This window comes from Ruegeria sp. AB7 (assembly GCF_056542625.1).
The window spans coordinates 242,849-261,598 of the sequence record NZ_JBQGAC010000004.1 but is presented as its reverse complement, the minus strand read 5'-3'; the positions used below and the strand labels follow the sequence as shown (position 1 = coordinate 261,598).

Here is an 18,750-nt window from a genome sequence, read left to right as displayed (position 1 = left end):
GACCGTTTCTGCGGTAAAGCTGTCAAAACACCTAATCGGACTGGAAGACCCTATGCAGCCGCCTCGTTACCCCCGCGATATGATCGGATACGGAGCCAACCCACCTGACGCCGCATGGCCTGGCGGGGCGAAACTGGCTGTGCAGATTGTGTTGAACTACGAAGAAGGTGGAGAAAACTGTGTTCTGCACGGGGACGCTGCGTCCGAGGCCTTCTTGTCCGAGATCGTTGGGGCGGCGCAGTGGCCGGGCCAGCGTCATTGGAACATGGAATCGATCTATGAATACGGCTCGCGGTCGGGGTTCTGGCGCCTGCATCGCTTGATGAAAGACCTACCGATCACCGTTTATGGTGTGGCTACCGCGTTAGCGCGTTCGCCAGATCAGGTTGCGGCGATGAAATCGGCAGGGTGGGAGATTGCCAGTCATGGCCTGAAATGGGTCGAGCACAAGGATATGCCTGAGGCAGAAGAACGGGCCCAGATCGCCGAAGCGATCCGTCTGCATGCCGAAGTTGTAGGGGATCGCCCGCGCGGCTGGTACACTGGGCGCTGTTCGGACAACACCGTGCGTCTGGTCGCCGAGGAAGGTGGCTTTGCTTATGTTGCCGATACCTATGCAGACGATCTACCCTACTGGATGCAAACCGGTGGTCGGGATCAGTTGATTGTTCCCTACACGCTGGATTGCAACGACATGCGCTTTGCGACGCCACAGGGGTTCAACGCCGGGGATCAGTTCTATTCATATCTGAAAGACAGTTTCGATGCGCTTTATTCGGAAGGTGAGGCTGGTGCACCCAAGATGCTGTCGATCGGTTTGCACTGTCGCCTGATCGGGCGACCGGGACGCGTCATGGCGCTGAAACGGTTTCTGGATTACGCGCGTGGGTTCTCGGACGTGTGGTTCGCAACGCGATTGCAGATTGCCGAGCATTGGGCCGAAAAGCACCCGGCGGCTGAGCGTCCACAACCCTCGCAAATGGGCCGCGAAGAATTCGTCTCTGCGTATGGAGGTATCTTCGAGCATTCCGCTTGGATCGCCGAGCGCGCCTATGATCTGGAATTGGGCGCGGCGCATGACACGGCAGGCGGATTACACAATGCTTTGACCCGCATGTTCCGGTCCGCCTCAACCGAGGAACGGTTGGGCGTTTTGACGGCCCACCCTGATCTGGCAGGCAAACTGGCGCAGGCAAAGCGGCTGACACAGGAAAGTACGTCCGAGCAAGCCTCGGCAGGGCTTGATGCGCTGACGGATGAGGAACGCGCCACCTTCACCGAACTGAACCAGCGCTATACGGAAAAATTCGGCTTTCCGTTCATCGTTGCCGTACGGGACCACAACAAGGCTTCGATCCTAAACGCATTCGAACGGCGCATCGAACAGGATCGCGAAACCGAGTTCGCCGAGGCCTGCCTACAGGTCGAGCGGATTGCCGAGTTCCGTCTTCGCGATGTGCTGCCCTCATGACACGGATTGTCGCTGAACCGATCTCGGCCGAAGCTTTCGCACCGTTTGGTGATCTGATTGATGTGTCAGGTGAGGCCGACAAGATCATCAACCAGGGCCAGTGCGGGCGGTATCATGATCGGGCAAGGCTGGATTTCGGTGATGCCCAAGCGGGCATCAGCCTGTTCAATGCAAACCCACGCGAACTGCCTTATCAGCTAGCGATGGTTGAGCGTCATCCCGACGGCAGCCAGGCGTTCATTCCGATGACTCACCAGCCCTTTCTCGTGATCGTCGCCCCGGATGAGGAGGGGCAACCGGGTCGTCCTCGCGCGTTCATTACACAGCCAGGACAGGCGGTGAACTATCACCGGGGAACATGGCACGGAGTCCTGACACCCTTGCATGGACCCGGTCTGTTCGCAGTCGTTGATCGGATCGGGGAAGGCCCGAACTTGGAGGAATACTGGTTCAGCACACCATACGAGGTGGTCAACCGCTGAAACCAGAACCGAAGCCGCCAGAGAAGCGGTAAGAACCCCATTGGATCTTAGGGAGGACAATGAGATCATGGCTGAAACTTCGATAGGGACGCCCGAACAGCTTCGGGACCCGAACTTCACACCCGCCTTGCACAAGGCGATACCGCTGGGCATTCAGCACGTATTGGCGATGTTCGTCTCGAACGTGACACCGGCCATCATCGTGGCGGGTGCTGCCGGGTTTGGATTTGGGTCGAACTCCCCGGATTTTCCCGAACTGCTGTACCTGATCCAGATGTCGATGCTGTTTGCAGGGCTGGCGACACTGCTGCAGACTATCACGATTGGCCCGGTCGGAGCGGCTCTGCCGATTGTACAGGGAACGAGCTTTGCGTTTTTGCCCATCATGATCCCTCTGGTCGCCGGAAAAGGCGTGGATGCCTTAGGGGCGCTGTTTTGCGGTGTCCTGGTTGGCGGCTTGTTTCATGCCTTTCTTGGCCTCTTCATAGGCAAGATACGGTTTGCGCTTCCGCCGCTGGTCACCGGACTTGTCGTAACAATGATCGGTTTGGCGCTGGTCAAGGTCGGCATACAATACGCCGCTGGTGGTGTGCCTGCGATTGGAACTCCTGAGTATGGATCGCTGCTCAACTGGTCGGCTGCACTGGTTGTGGTTGTTGTGACGCTTGGCCTCAAGTTCTTTGCACGCGGTATGCTGTCGGTGTCTGCCGTACTGGTTGGTTTGGCCATCGGCTACGTCTATGCTCTGATGGTCGGGATGGTGACGTTCGAGGCCATTGGCACAAGTTGGTCACGCGCCTCAGCTTTTGCTCTGCCCGTACCGTTCAAATATGGGTTTGAGTTCTCTCTGGCCGCCGTGATCGGCTTTTGTCTCATGTCTTTCGTCTCGGCCATCGAGACCGTCGGTGACGTATCGGGAATCACCAAAGGTGGTGCAGGTCGCGAAGCAACCGACAAGGAAATCGCGGGCGCGACTTATGCAGATGGTTTCGGAACAGCGATTGCCGGTATGTTTGGCGGGTTTCCCAATACGTCCTTCAGCCAGAATGTCGGTTTGATTGCGATGACGGGCGTCATGAGTCGCCATGTCGTGACCTGTGGAGCTATCTTCCTGATCCTGTGTGGCCTTGTGCCAAAAGTCGGGGCAATTATCCGCACCGTGCCTATCGAAGTGCTGGGCGGTGGTGTGATCGTCATGTTCGGCATGGTGGTCGCGGCAGGTATCTCGATGCTGTCAGACGTGGATTGGAACCGTCGCAACATGGTGATCTTTGCGATTTCGCTGTCGATCGGTCTTGGGTTGCAGCTGGAACCCGGCGCGGTTCAGCACCTTCCTGATACACTTCGTATCCTGATGACCAGCGGCCTGCTGCCCGCAGCGCTGATCGCCATTGTACTGAATTTGGTCCTGCCAGAAGAATTGGCCGAAGAATCGACTGAAGAGGTTTCAGGAGGTATGGCCGGTCACGGGGCGGGTAGCCTACCTCACGATTGAAGTCTTGAAGAAATCCGCAGCGTGCTTCAGCGCTGCGGATTACCCGGCGTTTGCCATTAGGCGCGCGACATCCAGCATGCGGGCTGAAAACCCCCATTCATTGTCGTACCAGCCAAAAACCCTGATCTGCCTCTCTCCAATCATGCGCGTCTCGGGCCCCGCCACTACCAGTGACTCAGGGCGGGACCGCAAATCAGATGAAACCAAAGGCAGATCAGTCCAGCCCAGCACGGACGAAGCTGCGACCGCGTCGCGAAACGCTTGCTCGAATTGATCTGCGCTCATGCCACGTTCTAGCGTGGCGACAAGATCAACGGCAGATACGCTGGCCGTCGGAACACGCACCGCGGCCCCCGACATACGACCGGCCAGGTCTGGCAAGACGATATCAATCAAATGCGTCGCGCTTGAGGTCGTGGGCACCATCGACAATGCCCCGGCGCGCGATCGGGCCAAATCCCCGCGTGGCGCATCGACCATCGGCTGGCTGTTTGTATAGCAGTGGATGGTGGTCATGTGCCCGGACACAAGCCCGCCGATTTCATCGATCAGCTTGACGAGCGGCGCCAGCCCATTCGTGGTGCAGGATGCGTTCGACACGATCCGTGCACTGCCCAATTGATCTTCGTTTGCACCCAATACCACCGTGACCTCGGCTGCGGGTGAGGGGCCGGAAATCAACACTTTGCTCGCCCCGGCAGTCAAACCCCGGCTGGCCACGTCGGATGTCCGCGCGATGCCGGTGCAATCGAGCATGACATCGACGCCGGACAGATCGACCTGTGCCAAATCGGCGCTGTGAGACACCAGAATAACGCGGCCATCGATATTCAGTGCTTCACCTTCGGTCGTGACCGAACCCTGATAGGGGCCAAACGTGCTGTCATATTTGAACAGGTATGCGCATGTTTCCAGCGGTGCGATATCGTTGATCAGCACCAGTTCTACATCCGAATGCTGCGGCAGGCTTAAGACCTGACGCAGAATGGTGCGGCCGATACGGCCGAATCCGTTGATCGCGAGTTTCATGCGCAAGCTATGGCAGGCAGATCAGGCGATCTCAATCAAAGTATTGTACCAATTTCAGTTGCAGCTGACCTGCGAAAAGAACTGGCCCGAAATGTTCTGATACATGCTGGAATAGATCGCCTTGCAGCCGGTCGCCTTCTGTATCGCGGCCATTGCCTGGATGGTGCGAAGACGTGGCGGCGGGCCAAAGGGGTTCAGATTGTTATTATCCCGCGTCGCCCGATAAACCACAGGCGCGTCCGAGACCTGCGTCACCGCCCATGTGCGGCTCATGACGAAAACGGATTTGGTTTCTTCCTTGGCTGCGACCGGGGCGGCGTTGAACGCCGAAAGGCCAAGGGTGGCAACCAGTGCAATCATCGTACCGCGCAGTAACATCGAACAATCTCCAGTGCTGAAAACTCATTTGATTTCATCAGATTCCAGCGATTCTGTGAACCCCTTTACCTGAACTTGACCCGGTAAAGCCCCGATCGTCAGCTACCTAGACGGTACAGACAACGGCATGTGCCTATTCACATCCTTGTACAACAGATAGCGAAACCGTCCCGGTCCGCCTGCGTAACAGGCCTGTGGGCAGAAAGCGCGCAGCCACATGTAGTCACCGGCCTCGACCTCGACCCAATCCTGATTGAGCCGGTAAACAGCCTTGCCTTCAAGCACATAAAGGCCGTGTTCCATCACATGGGTTTCGGCAAAGGGAATCACGCCACCGGGTTCGAAATTGACGATGTTGACATGCATGTCGTGACGCAGGTCCTGCGGATCGGTGAAGCGGGTGGTAGACCAGCGGCCTTCGGTGCCGGGCATTTCGTTGGGTACCACGTCGCGTTCATTGGTGATGATCGGGTCAGGGGCGGGCAGGCCGGGCACTGCATCATAAGCCTTGCGCACCCAATGGAACCGGGCAACTGAATCGCCATGGTTGTGCAGCGTCCAGTCGCTGCCCGGGGGGATATAGGCATATCCACCGATCTCAAGAACATGATCCGCTTCGTTCAGGGTCAGCGTGACGCTGCCCTCGACCACGAAGATCACCCCTTGCGCATTTGGATCGGTTTCGGGCGTATCGCTGCCACCGCCGGGCTGCACCTCCATTATGTATTGCGAGAATGTCTCGGCAAAACCACTCAGAGGCCGGGATAAGACCCAAAGACGTGTATTCTCCCAGAAAGGCAGAAAGCTGGTAACGATGTCGCGCATCGTGCCTTTGGGGATTACCGCATAGGCATCGGTGAACATGGCACGGTCGGTCAACAGTTGCTCTTGCCCCGGATGTCCGCCTGTCGGTGCATAATAGTTAGGATGTGTCATCAAATGCCTCTGCTTCGTCTGGGGGCAATATGAGGCGATCTCACGGGCGGACCTAGCGCCCGCCTTGCGAAAGGTTTGTTCGGGATAATTTGAAGGTGGCCAAGTGGGGCTTGGCCGCACACGCATAGAGGTATATCTATGGACGTGAAAGTCATTCAAATCGGCGAGGCCCTTTGATGAAAGCCTTTGTTTACACAGCGCTGGTTGCTGCACTTTTTCTGGGGGTGGGTGGAATAGCACAGGCTAAACCACTTTCCCGAATCATCGCGGAAATGGGGTTGAGCCCCGCTGACTTTGAGGTGTTGAACGACACCTCAAACGCGTTGCTGTCGACGGGCACTCCATCCGTGGGGCAGGAGAGGGCTTGGCTCAATCAGGACACCGGCTCGAAGGGGACAATCCGCGTGCAAAGCGTTCAGGGCAATTGTGTGATACTTCAGCACTTTGTGCAGCCTGAAGGTGCTGCACAGGCCCGCGATATCAGAACGCGCCGCTGCAAGACCGCTGATGGGAACTGGATCCTGACACCTTAAAGGTCGGTGCCCTGGCCAGCACCCGAACTAGCACAGCTGCACCCTTGTGATTTGCTCCAGCTAATTTGACCGCAGGCCCCCTGCTGGGCATCGCATTGATGCTGGACCGGGCTCAATTTGCGTGAATGACGTTCCGTCACTTAGCTGGACACGCTCATGGCCACTAAGCCATCCTCGGACCAAAGCCAAAGACCCGCATTGCGCCACAGGGAAGGAATAGACATGACCATGACTTTCGGATTGCGTGAGGAAAACCGCGCCCTGTTACAGCGGGTGAGAGATATGATTCACGACGAGGTCATGCCGCTTGAAGATGAGTATCAGGCAGAAATCAATAAAGGCGATCGTTGGAAATATACCGAGCGACAGGCCGAGATTCTCGAGGGGCTGAAAGCCAAGGCCAAGGCGGCGGGGCTTTGGAACTTCTGGCTGACAGACAGCGACAAAGGTTTTGGCCTCAGTACAGTTGAATACGCCTATTTCGCCGAGGAGATGGGCAAGACGCCCTTGGGGGCCGAAGTTTTCAACTGCTCCGCGCCCGATACAGGGAATATGGAGGTGTTTGAACGCTACGGGTCAGGCGCGATGAAAGAGCAGTGGTTGAAGCCTTTGCTCGACGGGCAGATTCGCTCGGCTTATCTGATGACCGAACCCGATGTGGCCTCATCAGATGCCACCAACATTTCGATGTCCTGCGTGCGGGACGGGGCCGAATATGTTCTGAACGGCGAGAAATGGTGGTCGTCTGGGGCGGGCGATCCGCGTTGCAAGGTCTATATCGTGATGGTCAAAACCGGCGGGGACGATCTGCCAAAACACCAGCGCCAGTCGATGATCGTAGTTCCAGCAGACGCGCCCGGGATCGAAGTGCTGCGCCCGATGGAGGTCTATGGCCACGACGATGCGCCCCATGGACACATGCACATCCGTTTCACAGAAGTTCGGGTCCCAGCCGAAAACATTCTACTGGGTGAAGGGCGCGGGTTCGAGATTGCGCAGGGGCGCTTGGGGCCGGGCCGTATTCACCATTGCATGCGCGCGATTGGTCAGGCCGAGTCTGCGCTGGAGCAGATGTGCAAGCGTTCATTACAGCGCCAGGCGTTTGGGAAGAAACTGGCGCAGCTGGGGGCAAACTACGACATCATCGCCGAATGTCGGATGGAGATCGAAATGGCCCGTTTGCTGTGCCTCAAGGCCGCCTGGTACATGGATCAGGGCGATGCAAGGGCGGCGGCCCCATGGATCAGCCAGATCAAGGTCGTTGCCCCCAAGGTCGCGCTGAAGGTGATCGATGAGGCCGTGCAAATGTTCGGCGCACAGGGGATCAGTCAGGATACGCCCTTGGCAAATGCCTGGACCCATGTGCGCACCCTGCGTCTGGCGGATGGGCCGGACGCAGTGCATCGCCGTCAGGTCGCGCGTGCCGAGTTGAAGAAATACACGCAGGAAAAAGTCTGAGGCGACAGAACCACAATGACATCGGATGTGTTGGGGAAGGCGTATTTCCACCAAAATGCGCAGGGTGTGTTTGTCGGAAATGACCCCGCGCGCGGGCCTTGGTCAGCCGATCATTGCCATGCTGGGCCAGTCAGCGGATTGATCGTGCGGGCGGCAGAAACCGAAGTTGGCCCTGAGAAGATGTTGACCCGGTTGACCGTCGATCTGCTGCGTCCATTGCCTCTGGCTGGTTTGCGAGTCGCGGCAGAGACGACACGCCATACCAAGACGCTGGCGACCACACGGGTCACCGTACATGATCTGGACGACACGCTTTGCGCCACCGCCACAACCATGCATATGGTGCGCAAAGACCTTGGGGCCGTGCCCAATGTCGAACTGCCCGCGCCCAGGGTCGAAGATATGGTCGATGGCCCGTTTCCGATCGGTGAGATGCGCCATCAGTTGCCCGGTTTTGCCCATCACTCCCAGATCGGCTATCCCGCTGATGGCAAGCAAGGGGCAGGTCCGAAAACCGTCTGGATGCGTACACCTGCCTTGCTGGAAGGAGAGGACCCGTCGCCGATCCAAGCGCTCTGCCCGCTTGCAGATTGCGGCAATGGCATATCGTGGAACGCGCCCACATCTGAGATGGGTTTCATGAATACCGACCTGACTGTGCAAGTCCACCGCGAGCCTGTCTCGGACTGGCTGGCCTCTGACTCGATCTCGCACTGGCAACCCTCGGGGATCGGTATGTCGCAGTCAGTTCTTTTTGATACGCAGGGGCCAGTTGGGACGGCTTTGCAGACATTGGTCCTGTTCCCGCCGGAGTAAATGGCGGGATTCTGCAGCCTGGTGTTTAGTAGGATTGCCGATACCCGCTGCGCATTCTATCTTTGCAACATGCGCTGGCTTGCCTTCTCCTTGACCTGCCTTCTGCCGATACCGGCACTGGCTCATCCCCATGTTTTTATCGACACGGGGCTAGAGTTCATGGTCGATGACGCAGGCAACCTGACCCATGTGCGTGTGACCTGGGCCTATGATGAGTTCTATTCATTGCTGGTTCTGGAAGACATGCGACTGGATCAGGATGCAGATGGCGTGCTGACCGAGGCCGAAGAGCAGTTTTTAAGCGGCTTCGACGCGCAGTGGGTCGAAGGTTACAATGGCGATCTGGTCATTCGCATGGGCGAAACCGTGATCCCGCTTTCCGGCCCGCTTGAACCGCAGGCCACGACCGAGGATGCCCGCATCGTGACCACACATCTGCGCGCGATCGAAGGAAACCCCGTTCCCGCGGATGCACTGTCGATCAAAGCCTTTGATGAGAGCTTTTATACCGCATACGAAGTGACCCGCCCGGTTCTGGTTTCAGGCCCCACGATCTGTAATATCGAACGCAGCGATCCGGATATCGACAACGAACTGGCCCAGATGCAGGCTTTTTTGCTGACGCTGGATGCCGAGTATGACCTTGAAGAAAACGATATCCCTCTGGTCGGTGAGAAATTCGCAACCGAGATCCGGCTTTCATGTCCAAATACCTGATCGTTCCCGTTGCCATCGCCTGCGGGGTGCTGCTGTGGTTCTGGGGCAGCGGTGGTTTTGACCATCTGGCCGCTTGGGCTGCCGGAGAGCAACGCGAATTCCAGAACCAGATCGCCCGCGCCCTTCGCGCAGCACGCGCCGAGCAGCCCGAAGCTGTGGCAACGCTACTGACGGTCTGTTTTGCATATGGGTTTTTTCATGCCATCGGACCGGGCCATGGCAAGGTTCTGATCGGAGGATATGGGCTTGGCCGTCGCGTTGCGTTTTGGCGACTTTCTGCAATCAGTGTCCTATCGAGCCTAGGGCAAGCAGTGACGGCGGTTGTGCTGGTTTATGCCGGGGTATTGGTATTCCAGATGTCACGCGAATCGCTTGTAGGCACGACCGAACAGGTCATGGCACCGATCAGCTACGGCGCAATTGCCGCTATAGGCCTGTGGCTGGTTTTCCGCGCCATCCGCAGTTTTGCGCGGCGTCACAAAAACCAAGCCTCTCAAGCGCACGACCACCATCACCATGCGCATGATCACGACCACCATCATCACGACCACGAGGTTTGCGCTGACTGCGGCCACCGCCACGGCCCGACGGCCGATGAGGTCGCTCAGGTCGGCAGCTTTCGCGAGGCGTTGATCCTGATCGCTGGTATAGCCGCACGCCCCTGTACGGGCGCGTTGTTTGTGCTGATCCTGACATGGCAGATGGGTATCGCAATGGTCGGCATCGCAGGCGCATTCGCCATGGCTTTAGGCACCGCAACCGTCACCACTTTGGTCGGTTGGACATCCTTTGGGTTGCGCGGCGGGTTGCTGGCCTCAGCCTCGGCTACGCGCTTTGCATCGGTACTGGCCCCGACCATCGAACTGGTTGCGGGTCTTATCATCGCCGTGATTGCAAGCGGGCTGCTACTGCGGGCCTTGTAGACTTAGCCAAACACCGGTTCGGGATATCCTACCCGTGCCAGATACAATCCTTGCGGCGGGCATACCGGCCCACAGGCCGCACGGTCAACCGCTTCAAGCGCATCGCGAACGTCCTCAGGCGTCCATGCCCCAGCCCCCACACGCTCCAACGTGCCAACAAAGCTACGTACCTGATTGTGCAGGAACGATCGGGCGCGAACATAGAAGTGGATTTCGGCCCCCGAGAAGCCCTGAACCTGTTCCACCCGCAACTCATCCAGTGTTTTGACCGGGCTGGCGGCCTGACAGATGGATGAACGGAAGGTGGTGAAGTCATGTCGCCCGATCAGCATATCCGCCCCGGCCTGCATCGCTGCAACGTCCAGAGAATGATTGATCTGCCAGACCTGCCCCTTGTCGTGGGTTGCAGGTGCGCGACGCATCAGGATACGGAACAGATATTGCCGCTCAAGCGCCGAAAACCGCGCGTGCCAATCATCATCCACTCGTGCAGCTTGCACGATCGCGACAGGCCGCGGTTTGAGGTGATAATTCAACGCCTCGGACAGGCGGAATGGGTCCCATTCTTTGACCAGATCGCAATGCGCCACTTGTCCTAGCGCGTGAACCCCCGCGTCGGTACGACCGGCGGCGGCGATTGTGTGGTCTCCGGGTTCGATCCGCGAAAGCGCTAATTCGATCGCGCCCTGAACCGAAGGCAGCTCCTTTTGCCGCTGCCATCCGGCAAACGGTTCCCCTTGGTATTCGACTTGCAACGCGTATCTGGGCATGGGGCGCTGGTATCGCGCCTTGGTCGGACGGGCAAGGGGGCGAAAGCTCTGGCAAGTGCCGCAACCGCTACCTATCTTGGGCAAAACGATAATTGCGGGGCGACAGCTTGGTCATCTCATCATTGGCAGACAGTCTGGTGCGCGGCGTCGAATCCGTGGGTGACCGTGTGTCTGAGACATTCTTCGAACCGGTCATCCGGCTGGGCGTCACGGGATTGGCGCGGTCGGGTAAGACGGTGTTCATCACATCTCTGGTCGCCAACCTGCTGGATCGGGGCCGCATGACCGGTCTTGTGGCGCAGCAAGAGGGGCGTGTCACCGCCAGTTATCTGCAGCCGCAACCCGACGACACCGTGCCCCGGTTCGATTTCGAATCCCATCTGTCCGCGTTGACCGGACCAGCGCCGCACTGGCCGGACAGCACGCGTGCTGTTTCCGAGTTACGCCTGTCCTTCAAAGTCCAGCCCGCAGGTCTGCTTTCGGGATTGCAGGGCCCTCGAACATTGCATCTGGACATTGTGGACTATCCGGGTGAGTGGCTGCTGGATCTGGCCCTACTGGACAAATCCTATGAAGATTGGTCGCGGGACACGCTGGAACACATATCCAATCGCCCACAAGCAGGGGCATTTCTGGCAAAGGTTCAGGCGACCGACCCAACCGCGCCACATGATGAGCCGCAGGCGCAGGACCTCGCCCGCAGCTTCACCGATTACCTTAATGCTGCGCGTGATGCCGGTTTCTATGACTGCACTCCCGGTCGGTTTCTTCTGCCGGGCGATCTGGCCGGGTCTCCTGTGCTGACATTCGCGCCGCTCCCGGTGTCGGGGGCGTCAATTCGGCGTTCACTACACCGCGAGATGGAGCGGCGGTACAAGGCGTACAAATCGCGTGTGGTCAAACCTTTCTTTCGCGACCACTTTGCCCGGATCGACCGGCAGATCGTTCTGGTAGATGCGTTGGGGGCAATCCATAAAGGCCCGCAAGCGGTCGAGGATATGCGCCGCGCGATGGCCGATATCCTGTCGGCCTTCCGCCCCGGTCGCAACGCATGGCTCAACAGGCTGCTGCTTGGCAAGCGGGTCGAGCGTATCCTATTTGCGGCCACCAAAGCGGACCATCTGCACCATCTGCAGCACCCGCGCCTGACCGCGATCATTGAGGCCCTGACCCGTGAGGCCCGCGACCGCGCCAGCTTTGCCGGGGCTGAAACTGCGGCCTTATCGTTGGCTTCACTTCGGACAACGACGGAAGAGATGCGCAGCCATAACGGCGTAGAACTGCCATGTGTGCGCGGCACTCTGCTAGATAGCGGTAAGCAGGCGGCCTTTTACCCCGGTGATTTGCCAGAGGACCCTGCCCATCTGCTGGGCCCCGCGCGCAATGGGGCCGAGCGATGGCTGGGCGAGGACTATGGCAATATGGCCTTTGCACCCGCACATTTGACCCTGAATCCCGGTGACGGTCCGCCACATATTCGGCTGGACCGGGCTGCGCAGTTTCTGATCGGAGACCGGCTGTGAACGTGATCCTTCGCCCCGCTCGCAGTACCGATGCCGGAACCACAGGTGCTATTCTGCACGGGTTCGCCCGCGAAAACGACTGGATGCCTGAACTGCATTCTGAGGCCGAGACCATTGCGTTTTGCGGCAGGATGATTGATCTCGGCTGGGTCACGGTGGCCGAAAAGCAGGGGCAGGTGGCCGGATTTCTGGCGTTGAATGGGGACGAAGTGCAGTCGCTCTATCTGGCGGCCTCGGCGCGCGGGCAGGGGATCGGGCAGCAATTGCTGGATCGCGCCAAAGCGCAGCGTCCCACGCTCAACTTGTATGCGTTTCAGGCCAATCCTTCCGCATGCCGGTTCTATGAGCGTAACGGCTTTGTCGAGGTCGCACGCGGCGATGGGTCCGAGAACGACGAAAACCTGCCCGACATCAGATATGTTTGGACGCGCGAGGAGTTGGTCGATGGCTAAAGGCCCCGTTTTGATTGATCTGGAAGACGATGCCTCGGCAGTTGATGTCTCGACCGCGCCTCCTGTTCCGGACATCGCGCCTCCGCAGGGGCAAGCGATGCAGGCAGCGGTACGGTTCGCAGCGCGGAAACCTTCGGTTTTGGCGCGTTGGTTCTGGGGGCTGACATTAGCCGTTGTGGGGGCGGTGGTCTCGGTCGCCGCATGGGATTTCGCCATCTCTCTGCTGGAACGCGCACCAATTCTGGGTTGGATCGTCACCGGTCTGATCGCTGCGCTTTTGCTGGTCGTCCTGATCATTGCACTGCGCGAGTTGGCCGCAATCAGCCGTCTGTCTCGCGTCGATGGGCTGCGGCGCGCGGCGGACACAGCTTTATCAGACGAGGACTTGTCGCAAGCCCGCGCTGTAACCACACGGCTGATTGCGTTCTATAAGGGACGCGATGAAACACGCTGGGGTCGCGACCGTTTGACCGAACGCATGGGAGAGCAATTCGATGCGGCAACCCTGCTGAGCTTGGCCGAAGACGAATTGCTGGCCCCGCTGGACGCTGCTGCCAGCCGCGAGGTCGAGGCCGCAGCCCGGCAGGTTGCCACCGTTACCGCTTTGGTTCCGCTCGCGCTGGCCGATGTCGCGACCGCGCTGGCAAGCTCATTGCGAATGATCCGACGTATTGCCGAAATCTATGGCGGTCGCGCAGGTTTCTTGGGCAGTTGGCGACTGACCCGCGCCGTATTCGTGCATTTGGTGGCAACGGGTGCAGTAGCGGTTGGGGATGATCTGCTGGAACCGATATTGGGCGGCTCAGTCCTCAGCAAACTGTCCCGCCGGTTCGGCGAGGGGCTGGTCAACGGCGCGCTCACCGCCCGTGTTGGTGTTGCCGCGATGGAGGTCTGCCGCCCGCTGCCTTTCTCGAAACGCCACCAGCCCTCGACCCGTGGCATGATCAAACGCGCGCTCAGCGGGTTGTTCTCCAGGACTTGATCTGGCGCAAGGCCGTGCCTGAACCTGTCCTGCATAAACAGGACGGAGCCAGCCATGACCGAACACGGCCACAGCCAGCAAGAGATTTTCGAACGGATCAATGCGCCTCCGGGGCGTGGGGTTCTGCGCGATGTGGTTTATGGCGGCATCGATGGCTCAGTCACGACATTCGCGATCGTTGCCGGGGTTGCCGGGGCAGGTTTATCGCCTTTTGTCATCGTGGCACTTGGGCTGGCCAACGTGCTGGCGGATGGTTTCTCGATGGCGGCGGGCAACTACTCGGGAACCAAGGCCGAGCTCGATAACATCCACCGTATTCGAGCCATCGAGGAACGGCATATCAAGTTGTATCCGGATGGCGAGCGAAAGGAGGTGCGCGAAATCCTCGCACAAAAAGGCCTTTCAGGCAGCGTTCTGGATGACGCGACGGCTGAAATCACTTCGAACCACGACAATTGGGTCGACCTGATGATCGAGGGCGAATACGGGCTGGGCAGCGTCGACCCGCATCCCCTCAAAGCCGCGATGGCGACGTTCTTTGCCTTTCTGATCGCGGGGATGATTCCGTTGTTGCCGTTCCTCTTATCCGTTGCAAATGCGTTCACGGTATCAGCCTGGATGACTGCGGGCGTATTCTTTGCCATTGGCGCGATGAAAAGCCGGTGGTCGCTTGCCCCCTGGTGGCGATCAGGCGGAGAAACCCTGCTGATCGGGGGTGCGGCGGCAGCTATCGCCTTCTGGGTTGGCTCGTTGTTTCACCCCTGAATGGTGCTGTTGTCGCGGACGGGGTGATCAGGCTGATCCTCAGAATCTGATCCGCTATGGTGTTGTAAACCAATGCGAGGCAACTCGTGGCAACGGATCGTCCTGAAAAAACTGTTTTGGTGCTGGGCGCTTATGGCTTCATCGGTGCTGCGGTCGTTCGGTCGCTGCATGCGGATGGCGCCTGTGTGAAGGGGCTTGTGCGCAGCCAGAAGACGGCTGAGAGGGTCCTTCCGGATATTGCGCTGATCTCGGGGGATCTACGTGATTTCAAGTCGGCGGTGGATTGACGGGGCTATCGCGGGCAGCCGAGATACTCTCGCGCAATGGTTGGCCCGTTGGGATTGCCAACGCGAGCGTGGTGTTTTGGTCGATGATCAATATCGCGCTGGGGCTGGCAATCTTGTGGCGTCCGTGGGCCGCGCGCGCTTGCCTCGCGCAGGCTGCAATCGCCGCTTTCTATCTGATCGCCGCCACGTTGACGGTGCCTGAACTGTGGCTCGACCCTTTGGGACCGTTGGTCAAGATAGCACCGGCTTTGATGCTATCACTGATCGCGCGACCCATGTTGGAGAGCCGCTGATGGACCCGGATCTGATCTTGCGTTGGCTTCACGTGATCGGAGCATGCGTTCTATTGGGCACTTGCGCGGGGATCGCCTTTTTCATGCTGATGGCGCACCGCACGGCAGATGCACGGGTGATTGCTCATACGGCGGGAATCGTGGTGCTGGCCGACACAGTTATTACGGCCACCTCAGTCATTTTCCAGCTGATCACCGGCGTGTTGCTGGCCTGGCAACTGGGCTGGTTGCTGTCGGAGGGTCGGATCGCGACATCACTGCTGCTTTACGTACTGACCGGCCTGTTCTGGCTGCCGGTGGTTTGGATTCAGTTGCGTCTGAGGGATTATGCAAGGCAGGCTGATCGGGATGGTACCTCCTTGCCAAGCAGTTACGACAAACTGTTCCGCAGATGGTTCGCTTGCGGTATTCCGGCCTATGCCGCAGTGCTGGCGATCCCTTGGCTGATGCTGGCACGCCCTCACATCCTGCTTTTCTAGGCCGATTACCTGAGCAGCAGGCGGTATCCATGCGGATTTCCAGACTATAAACTAGCCTGTCTGCACGGTACGTTTGGCGCATCGCATCCCGGAGGTTTCGGTTGGAATCCTTGCTTGTCCTCGTTGGTCTGATCGTTCTGGCCATTCCTGTTTCGATCATCGCTTTGCTGATTGGTCAATCGCGGTTGCGTAAGCGCGTCGAACAGCTTGAGCGGCAATTGGCCAGGCAAATACCGGAAAGCGGCGCCGAAACCTCCAAGACATCAAGGCCGGAGCCGACGACGACGCAAACCAAGCATGATCCCTGGGCCGCGGCAAAAACTTCATCTGCCACTGACGAAAATCAATCGGATGTGCCGCAGGCCTCAGAGGCTGACGATCCTCCTGCCACCATCGTTTTTCGTGAGGAAAAGATTGCCGTGCTGGGCGCGTGGTTGCGTGAGAACTGGTTCTATGCGGTTTCGGCGCTGTCACTGGCCTTGGCCGGGATATTTCTGGTGCAATACGGGGTTGAGAACGGGCTGTTGCCACCCACCGCGCGGGTCGCCGCAGCCCTGATCTTTGGCCTTCTGCTGATTGGGTCAGGTGAAGTGATCCGCCGCCGCTTCGGCGATGACGAGGACGCGTCGACCGCTTATCTACCATCGGTCTTCTCGGGCGCGGGTCTGGTGACCTTGTTTGGTGGCGTCCTTGCCGCGCGCCAGCTTTATGATCTGATCGGCCCCGAGGCCGCTCTGGCCGGTCTCGTTATCATCGCTCTGTTTGCGTTGGTCTTGGGATGGTTCCACGGGCCGCTGCTCGCCGCCGTAGGCCTAATTGGAGCCTTTGCCGCGCCCTTTTTGGTTGGAGGCGCATCGGACGATCCCAATTGGCTTTATGGTTATTTCTTTATCATCGCCATTTTGGGCTTGGGTATCGATACCGTCAGGCGTTGGGCATGGATTTCCATTTTGACGCTAGTAGGTGCATACGGGGCGGCGTTTTTGCTGGTGCTGTCTTCCCCCTCCACGGAACCGGGGTATCTGACCTGTGTGACAGCACTGGCGCTGATTGCGATCGCGATACCCGTGCGCAGTATCTGGCCCGACCACACCGGCCCGATGATTGCCGAGGTCATCCGGCGACGGAAAGGGGATCCATGGCCCGAGTTTCCAACCCGAATTGCCTTTGGTGCGGTTCTCACCAGTTCCATCATCCTGTCGCTGCATTGGTCGGATTCAAGCGGTGAGTTTTGGCTGGGCGTTGCACTGTTTACCGCTTTGATACTGGCGCTGATCCTTTGGACAAAAGCTGCGCGTGCGTTGCAGGATGTGACGGTGCTGCCTGCGTTGGGTCTGATCTGGTTTGTTCTGCTGCACGGGTTGGACGGTGGCTCCGTGTGGCGCGGCTTTGCCGACACATACGTGGAAACGGCCGAGGCCGATTATCCTTGGGTAGTCACGCTATTGGTTGCCCTCGGGGCCTTGATCAGCGTGCTCGCTGCGTGGCGGTCCTTCCACGCCGGGCGCTACGCTGTGGTCTGGGCCGGGGGTGCAGCCCTATATGCCCCGACGCTGGCGATCGCGCTTGAAGTAGGATGGCAGCCTGCAAACGTGATCGGAGCTTATGCGTGGGCCTTACACGCAATCGCATTAGGCGCGATGATGGTGGTTTTGGCCGAACGGTTTGCGCGGGCCGATGGTGAGAAACGGATGCGGCCTGCCCTGGCAACTCTGTCTGCGCTATCGTGCCTTAGCTTTGCTTGCATCATCGTACTCAGCTCTGCCGCTTTGACGGTAGCACTTGTCGCCATGATTGTTGTGGCCGCGGCGCTGGACCGGCGATTTGTTCTGGCTCCGATGAGTTGGTTCATTTGGGCGGGTGTGTTCACGGTGACCGTACGGCTTGTGCTCGACCCGGGGCTCGATTGGGCCGAAACCGCGCCGTTGATCGAAATGACCTTGGTCTATGCGGTAGCGGTTGCCGGGTTCATCATGGGGTGGGCGTTGCTAAGGTCCTTGGACCGCCCGATTGCCTCATTGCTGCTTGAAAGCGCGGCCTGGGCAACGGCGGGAATACTGCTATCGCTCTTGTTGCTGCGCTGGCTGGAAAGCTTCGGAGAAGGCGGCGCGACAGACAGCCATTGGGGGCTGGGGCTGCTGGCGGTGATCTGGCTGCTGCTGGCTTTTGCACAAATACAGCGGTTCGAGCTTGGCGGTAAGCTGAACTACGCGCGTTACGCGCTCGCGGCGTTCTTTGCGGCACACGGCATGATGCGTCTGGTTCAGGCTTTGTCTGAGGCTAACCCGTTGCTCGACCCATCTGCCGATCCCGTGCTCGGCCAGCCGGTGCTGAACACGTTGGCGGTGGCCTATCTGTTGCCTGCGCTGGCCATCGGCTTCTCGGCTTGGCGCGTCGTGACGCAGCCCGTTCTGCTGAAGCAAATCAGTTATGGGGTCGCAGGTGCCCTGATCGCTTTTTGGCTGGGGCTTACAATCCGTCATGTCTGGCAGGGGGCAGGTGGCATGTATGAAGGCAACGGCGTCACCCAGCCCGAGCTTTATTCATACACCATCACCTTGTTGGTGGTCGGCGCAGGGTTGTTCTACCAGTCGCTGGCCCGCCGGTCCGATTTGATGCGCAAGGCCGGTTTGGCCGTGATTGGCCTCGCGGTGGCCAAGGTGTTTTTGATCGATATTGCCGGATTGGGCGGGCTGATCCGGGTGTTTTCGCTGTTGGCGCTCGGTCTCGCACTGGCGGGTCTCGCATGGCTCAATCGCTGGGCCAAGCTGCGCCATTCGTCGCAAGACCCGGAACCTCTGGACCATTGAGAGCAGGCGTCCTATAAGCGCGGCCATGTTTGACCGGCTGGCCATCATTATTCGAATTATATCCCCGGCGCTCTGATATCGCGAGACGCCGGGCAAAGGTGCTTGAGTTATCGCACTGACCGCTTCGATCCATACACGACCAGAACATCCT

At 58.9% G+C, this 18,750-nt stretch carries 20 protein-coding genes; 16 read left to right on the top strand and 4 right to left on the bottom strand.

Features of this window, described 5'->3' with window-relative positions; genetic code table 11:
* Positions 1 to 52 precede the first annotated feature (52 nt).
* The 3 genes from puuE to ACR0EN_RS13105 all read left to right on the top strand — a co-directional run bounded on the left by puuE (position 53) and on the right by ACR0EN_RS13105 (position 3,448).
* Positions 53 to 1,471 (top strand): allantoinase PuuE, encoded by a 1,419-nt coding sequence (gene puuE / locus ACR0EN_RS13115; RefSeq protein WP_480587109.1) that lies wholly within the window; start codon positions 53 to 55, stop codon positions 1,469 to 1,471.
* Positions 1,468 to 1,953: an ureidoglycolate lyase gene (locus ACR0EN_RS13110; protein WP_170564627.1), complete on the top strand. Its 486-nt coding sequence runs from the start codon at positions 1,468 to 1,470 to the stop codon at positions 1,951 to 1,953. Before puuE ends, ACR0EN_RS13110 begins: the two co-directional genes overlap by 4 nt.
* 67 nt (positions 1,954 to 2,020) lie before the next feature.
* Positions 2,021 to 3,448 (top strand): nucleobase:cation symporter-2 family protein, encoded by a 1,428-nt coding sequence (locus ACR0EN_RS13105; protein ID WP_170424357.1) that lies wholly within the window; start codon positions 2,021 to 2,023, stop codon positions 3,446 to 3,448.
* Positions 3,449 to 3,487: 39 nt separating this feature from the next.
* On the opposite strand, the gene ACR0EN_RS13100 is transcribed toward ACR0EN_RS13105, so the two are convergent.
* The 3 genes from ACR0EN_RS13100 to ACR0EN_RS13090 form a co-directional block, all read right to left on the bottom strand.
* On the bottom strand, positions 3,488 to 4,477 hold the full coding sequence (locus tag ACR0EN_RS13100; protein ID WP_170818097.1) for a glyceraldehyde 3-phosphate dehydrogenase NAD-binding domain-containing protein: 990 nt from the start codon (positions 4,475 to 4,477) through the stop codon (positions 3,488 to 3,490).
* 54 nt (positions 4,478 to 4,531) lie between these two features.
* Positions 4,532 to 4,855, bottom strand: coding sequence for a hypothetical protein (locus ACR0EN_RS13095; RefSeq protein ID WP_170397457.1), 324 nt, complete (start codon positions 4,853 to 4,855; stop codon positions 4,532 to 4,534).
* 102 nt (positions 4,856 to 4,957) lie between these two features.
* Positions 4,958 to 5,791 (bottom strand): bifunctional allantoicase/(S)-ureidoglycine aminohydrolase, encoded by an 834-nt coding sequence (locus ACR0EN_RS13090; protein WP_170511358.1) that lies wholly within the window; start codon positions 5,789 to 5,791, stop codon positions 4,958 to 4,960.
* Between the two features lie 176 nt (positions 5,792 to 5,967).
* Here ACR0EN_RS13090 and ACR0EN_RS13085 point away from each other — a divergent pair, with 176 nt between their 5' ends.
* From ACR0EN_RS13085 to ACR0EN_RS13065, 5 genes are all read left to right on the top strand, one after another.
* Entirely contained in the window at positions 5,968 to 6,324 is a 357-nt protein-coding gene (locus tag ACR0EN_RS13085; RefSeq protein WP_170404458.1) for a hypothetical protein, read from the top strand.
* A gap of 222 nt (positions 6,325 to 6,546) precedes the next feature.
* Complete coding sequence (locus ACR0EN_RS13080) at positions 6,547 to 7,782, top strand: acyl-CoA dehydrogenase family protein (protein WP_170424353.1); 1,236 nt, start codon at positions 6,547 to 6,549, stop codon at positions 7,780 to 7,782.
* Positions 7,783 to 7,797: 15 nt separating this feature from the next.
* Positions 7,798 to 8,598 carry a thioesterase family protein gene (locus ACR0EN_RS13075; RefSeq protein WP_170397449.1) on the top strand — a complete coding sequence of 267 codons (801 nt, stop codon included), beginning with the start codon at positions 7,798 to 7,800 and terminating at the stop codon, positions 8,596 to 8,598.
* Between the two features lie 69 nt (positions 8,599 to 8,667).
* Positions 8,668 to 9,315, top strand: coding sequence for a DUF1007 family protein (locus ACR0EN_RS13070; RefSeq protein ID WP_170626489.1), 648 nt, complete (start codon positions 8,668 to 8,670; stop codon positions 9,313 to 9,315).
* The gene (locus tag ACR0EN_RS13065) at positions 9,300 to 10,238 is read left to right on the top strand and encodes a HoxN/HupN/NixA family nickel/cobalt transporter (RefSeq protein ID WP_170626488.1); all 939 of its coding nucleotides are present in this window, start codon (positions 9,300 to 9,302) and stop codon (positions 10,236 to 10,238) included. Before ACR0EN_RS13070 ends, ACR0EN_RS13065 begins: the two co-directional genes overlap by 16 nt.
* A 2-nt stretch (positions 10,239 to 10,240) precedes the next feature.
* Here ACR0EN_RS13065 and truA read toward each other — a convergent pair whose 3' ends face one another.
* Entirely contained in the window at positions 10,241 to 11,008 is a 768-nt protein-coding gene (truA, locus tag ACR0EN_RS13060; RefSeq protein WP_170626487.1) for a tRNA pseudouridine(38-40) synthase TruA, read from the bottom strand.
* Positions 11,009 to 11,115: 107 nt separating this feature from the next.
* On the opposite strand from truA, the gene ACR0EN_RS13055 reads away from it, so the two are divergent.
* The 8 genes from ACR0EN_RS13055 (at position 11,116) to ACR0EN_RS13020 (ending at position 18,599) form a co-directional block, all read left to right on the top strand.
* Positions 11,116 to 12,531: a YcjX family GTP-binding protein gene (locus tag ACR0EN_RS13055; RefSeq protein ID WP_480587105.1), complete on the top strand. Its 1,416-nt coding sequence runs from the start codon at positions 11,116 to 11,118 to the stop codon at positions 12,529 to 12,531.
* A complete protein-coding gene (locus ACR0EN_RS13050; RefSeq protein WP_170397439.1) occupies positions 12,528 to 12,983 on the top strand; it encodes a GNAT family N-acetyltransferase in 456 nt (151 codons plus the stop codon). The genes ACR0EN_RS13055 and ACR0EN_RS13050 overlap by 4 nt, the downstream gene beginning before the upstream one ends.
* Entirely contained in the window at positions 12,976 to 13,965 is a 990-nt protein-coding gene (locus ACR0EN_RS13045; RefSeq protein WP_480587102.1) for a YcjF family protein, read from the top strand. Before ACR0EN_RS13050 ends, ACR0EN_RS13045 begins: the two co-directional genes overlap by 8 nt.
* A gap of 54 nt (positions 13,966 to 14,019) precedes the next feature.
* Positions 14,020 to 14,730 carry a VIT1/CCC1 transporter family protein gene (locus tag ACR0EN_RS13040; RefSeq protein ID WP_170404431.1) on the top strand — a complete coding sequence of 237 codons (711 nt, stop codon included), beginning with the start codon at positions 14,020 to 14,022 and terminating at the stop codon, positions 14,728 to 14,730.
* Between the two features lie 86 nt (positions 14,731 to 14,816).
* Positions 14,817 to 15,017, top strand: coding sequence for an NAD-dependent epimerase/dehydratase family protein (locus tag ACR0EN_RS13035; protein WP_170511429.1), 201 nt, complete (start codon positions 14,817 to 14,819; stop codon positions 15,015 to 15,017).
* Positions 15,014 to 15,310, top strand: coding sequence for a DoxX-like family protein (locus tag ACR0EN_RS13030; RefSeq protein WP_480587099.1), 297 nt, complete (start codon positions 15,014 to 15,016; stop codon positions 15,308 to 15,310). The genes ACR0EN_RS13035 and ACR0EN_RS13030 overlap by 4 nt, the downstream gene beginning before the upstream one ends.
* A complete protein-coding gene (locus tag ACR0EN_RS13025; RefSeq protein ID WP_480587096.1) occupies positions 15,310 to 15,789 on the top strand; it encodes a DUF2269 family protein in 480 nt (159 codons plus the stop codon). The genes ACR0EN_RS13030 and ACR0EN_RS13025 overlap by 1 nt, the downstream gene beginning before the upstream one ends.
* A 101-nt stretch (positions 15,790 to 15,890) precedes the next feature.
* Complete coding sequence (locus ACR0EN_RS13020; RefSeq protein ID WP_480587093.1) at positions 15,891 to 18,599, top strand: DUF2339 domain-containing protein; 2,709 nt, start codon at positions 15,891 to 15,893, stop codon at positions 18,597 to 18,599.
* The last annotated feature ends 151 nt before the right edge of the window (positions 18,600 to 18,750 follow it).

Excerpts from the sequence above, each read along its gene's own strand:
- ACR0EN_RS13080 (WP_170424353.1), top strand. The coding sequence starts at position 6,547 with ATGACCATGACTTTCGGATTGCGTGAGGAAAACCGCGCCCTGTTACAG.
- ACR0EN_RS13100 (WP_170818097.1), bottom strand. The coding sequence starts at position 4,477 with ATGAAACTCGCGATCAACGGATTCGGCCGTATCGGCCGCACCATTCTG.
- ACR0EN_RS13075 (WP_170397449.1), top strand. The coding sequence starts at position 7,798 with ATGACATCGGATGTGTTGGGGAAGGCGTATTTCCACCAAAATGCGCAG.
- ACR0EN_RS13110 (WP_170564627.1), top strand. The coding sequence starts at position 1,468 with ATGACACGGATTGTCGCTGAACCGATCTCGGCCGAAGCTTTCGCACCG.
- ACR0EN_RS13025 (WP_480587096.1), top strand. The coding sequence starts at position 15,310 with ATGGACCCGGATCTGATCTTGCGTTGGCTTCACGTGATCGGAGCATGC.
- ACR0EN_RS13070 (WP_170626489.1), top strand. The coding sequence starts at position 8,668 with ATGCGCTGGCTTGCCTTCTCCTTGACCTGCCTTCTGCCGATACCGGCA.
- ACR0EN_RS13065 (WP_170626488.1), top strand. The coding sequence starts at position 9,300 with ATGTCCAAATACCTGATCGTTCCCGTTGCCATCGCCTGCGGGGTGCTG.
- ACR0EN_RS13105 (WP_170424357.1), top strand. The coding sequence starts at position 2,021 with ATGGCTGAAACTTCGATAGGGACGCCCGAACAGCTTCGGGACCCGAAC.
- ACR0EN_RS13045 (WP_480587102.1), top strand. The coding sequence starts at position 12,976 with ATGGCTAAAGGCCCCGTTTTGATTGATCTGGAAGACGATGCCTCGGCA.
- puuE (WP_480587109.1), top strand. The coding sequence starts at position 53 with ATGCAGCCGCCTCGTTACCCCCGCGATATGATCGGATACGGAGCCAAC.
- truA (WP_170626487.1), bottom strand. The coding sequence starts at position 11,008 with ATGCCCAGATACGCGTTGCAAGTCGAATACCAAGGGGAACCGTTTGCC.
- ACR0EN_RS13090 (WP_170511358.1), bottom strand. The coding sequence starts at position 5,791 with ATGACACATCCTAACTATTATGCACCGACAGGCGGACATCCGGGGCAA.
- ACR0EN_RS13095 (WP_170397457.1), bottom strand. The coding sequence starts at position 4,855 with ATGTTACTGCGCGGTACGATGATTGCACTGGTTGCCACCCTTGGCCTT.
- ACR0EN_RS13040 (WP_170404431.1), top strand. The coding sequence starts at position 14,020 with ATGACCGAACACGGCCACAGCCAGCAAGAGATTTTCGAACGGATCAAT.
- ACR0EN_RS13085 (WP_170404458.1), top strand. The coding sequence starts at position 5,968 with ATGAAAGCCTTTGTTTACACAGCGCTGGTTGCTGCACTTTTTCTGGGG.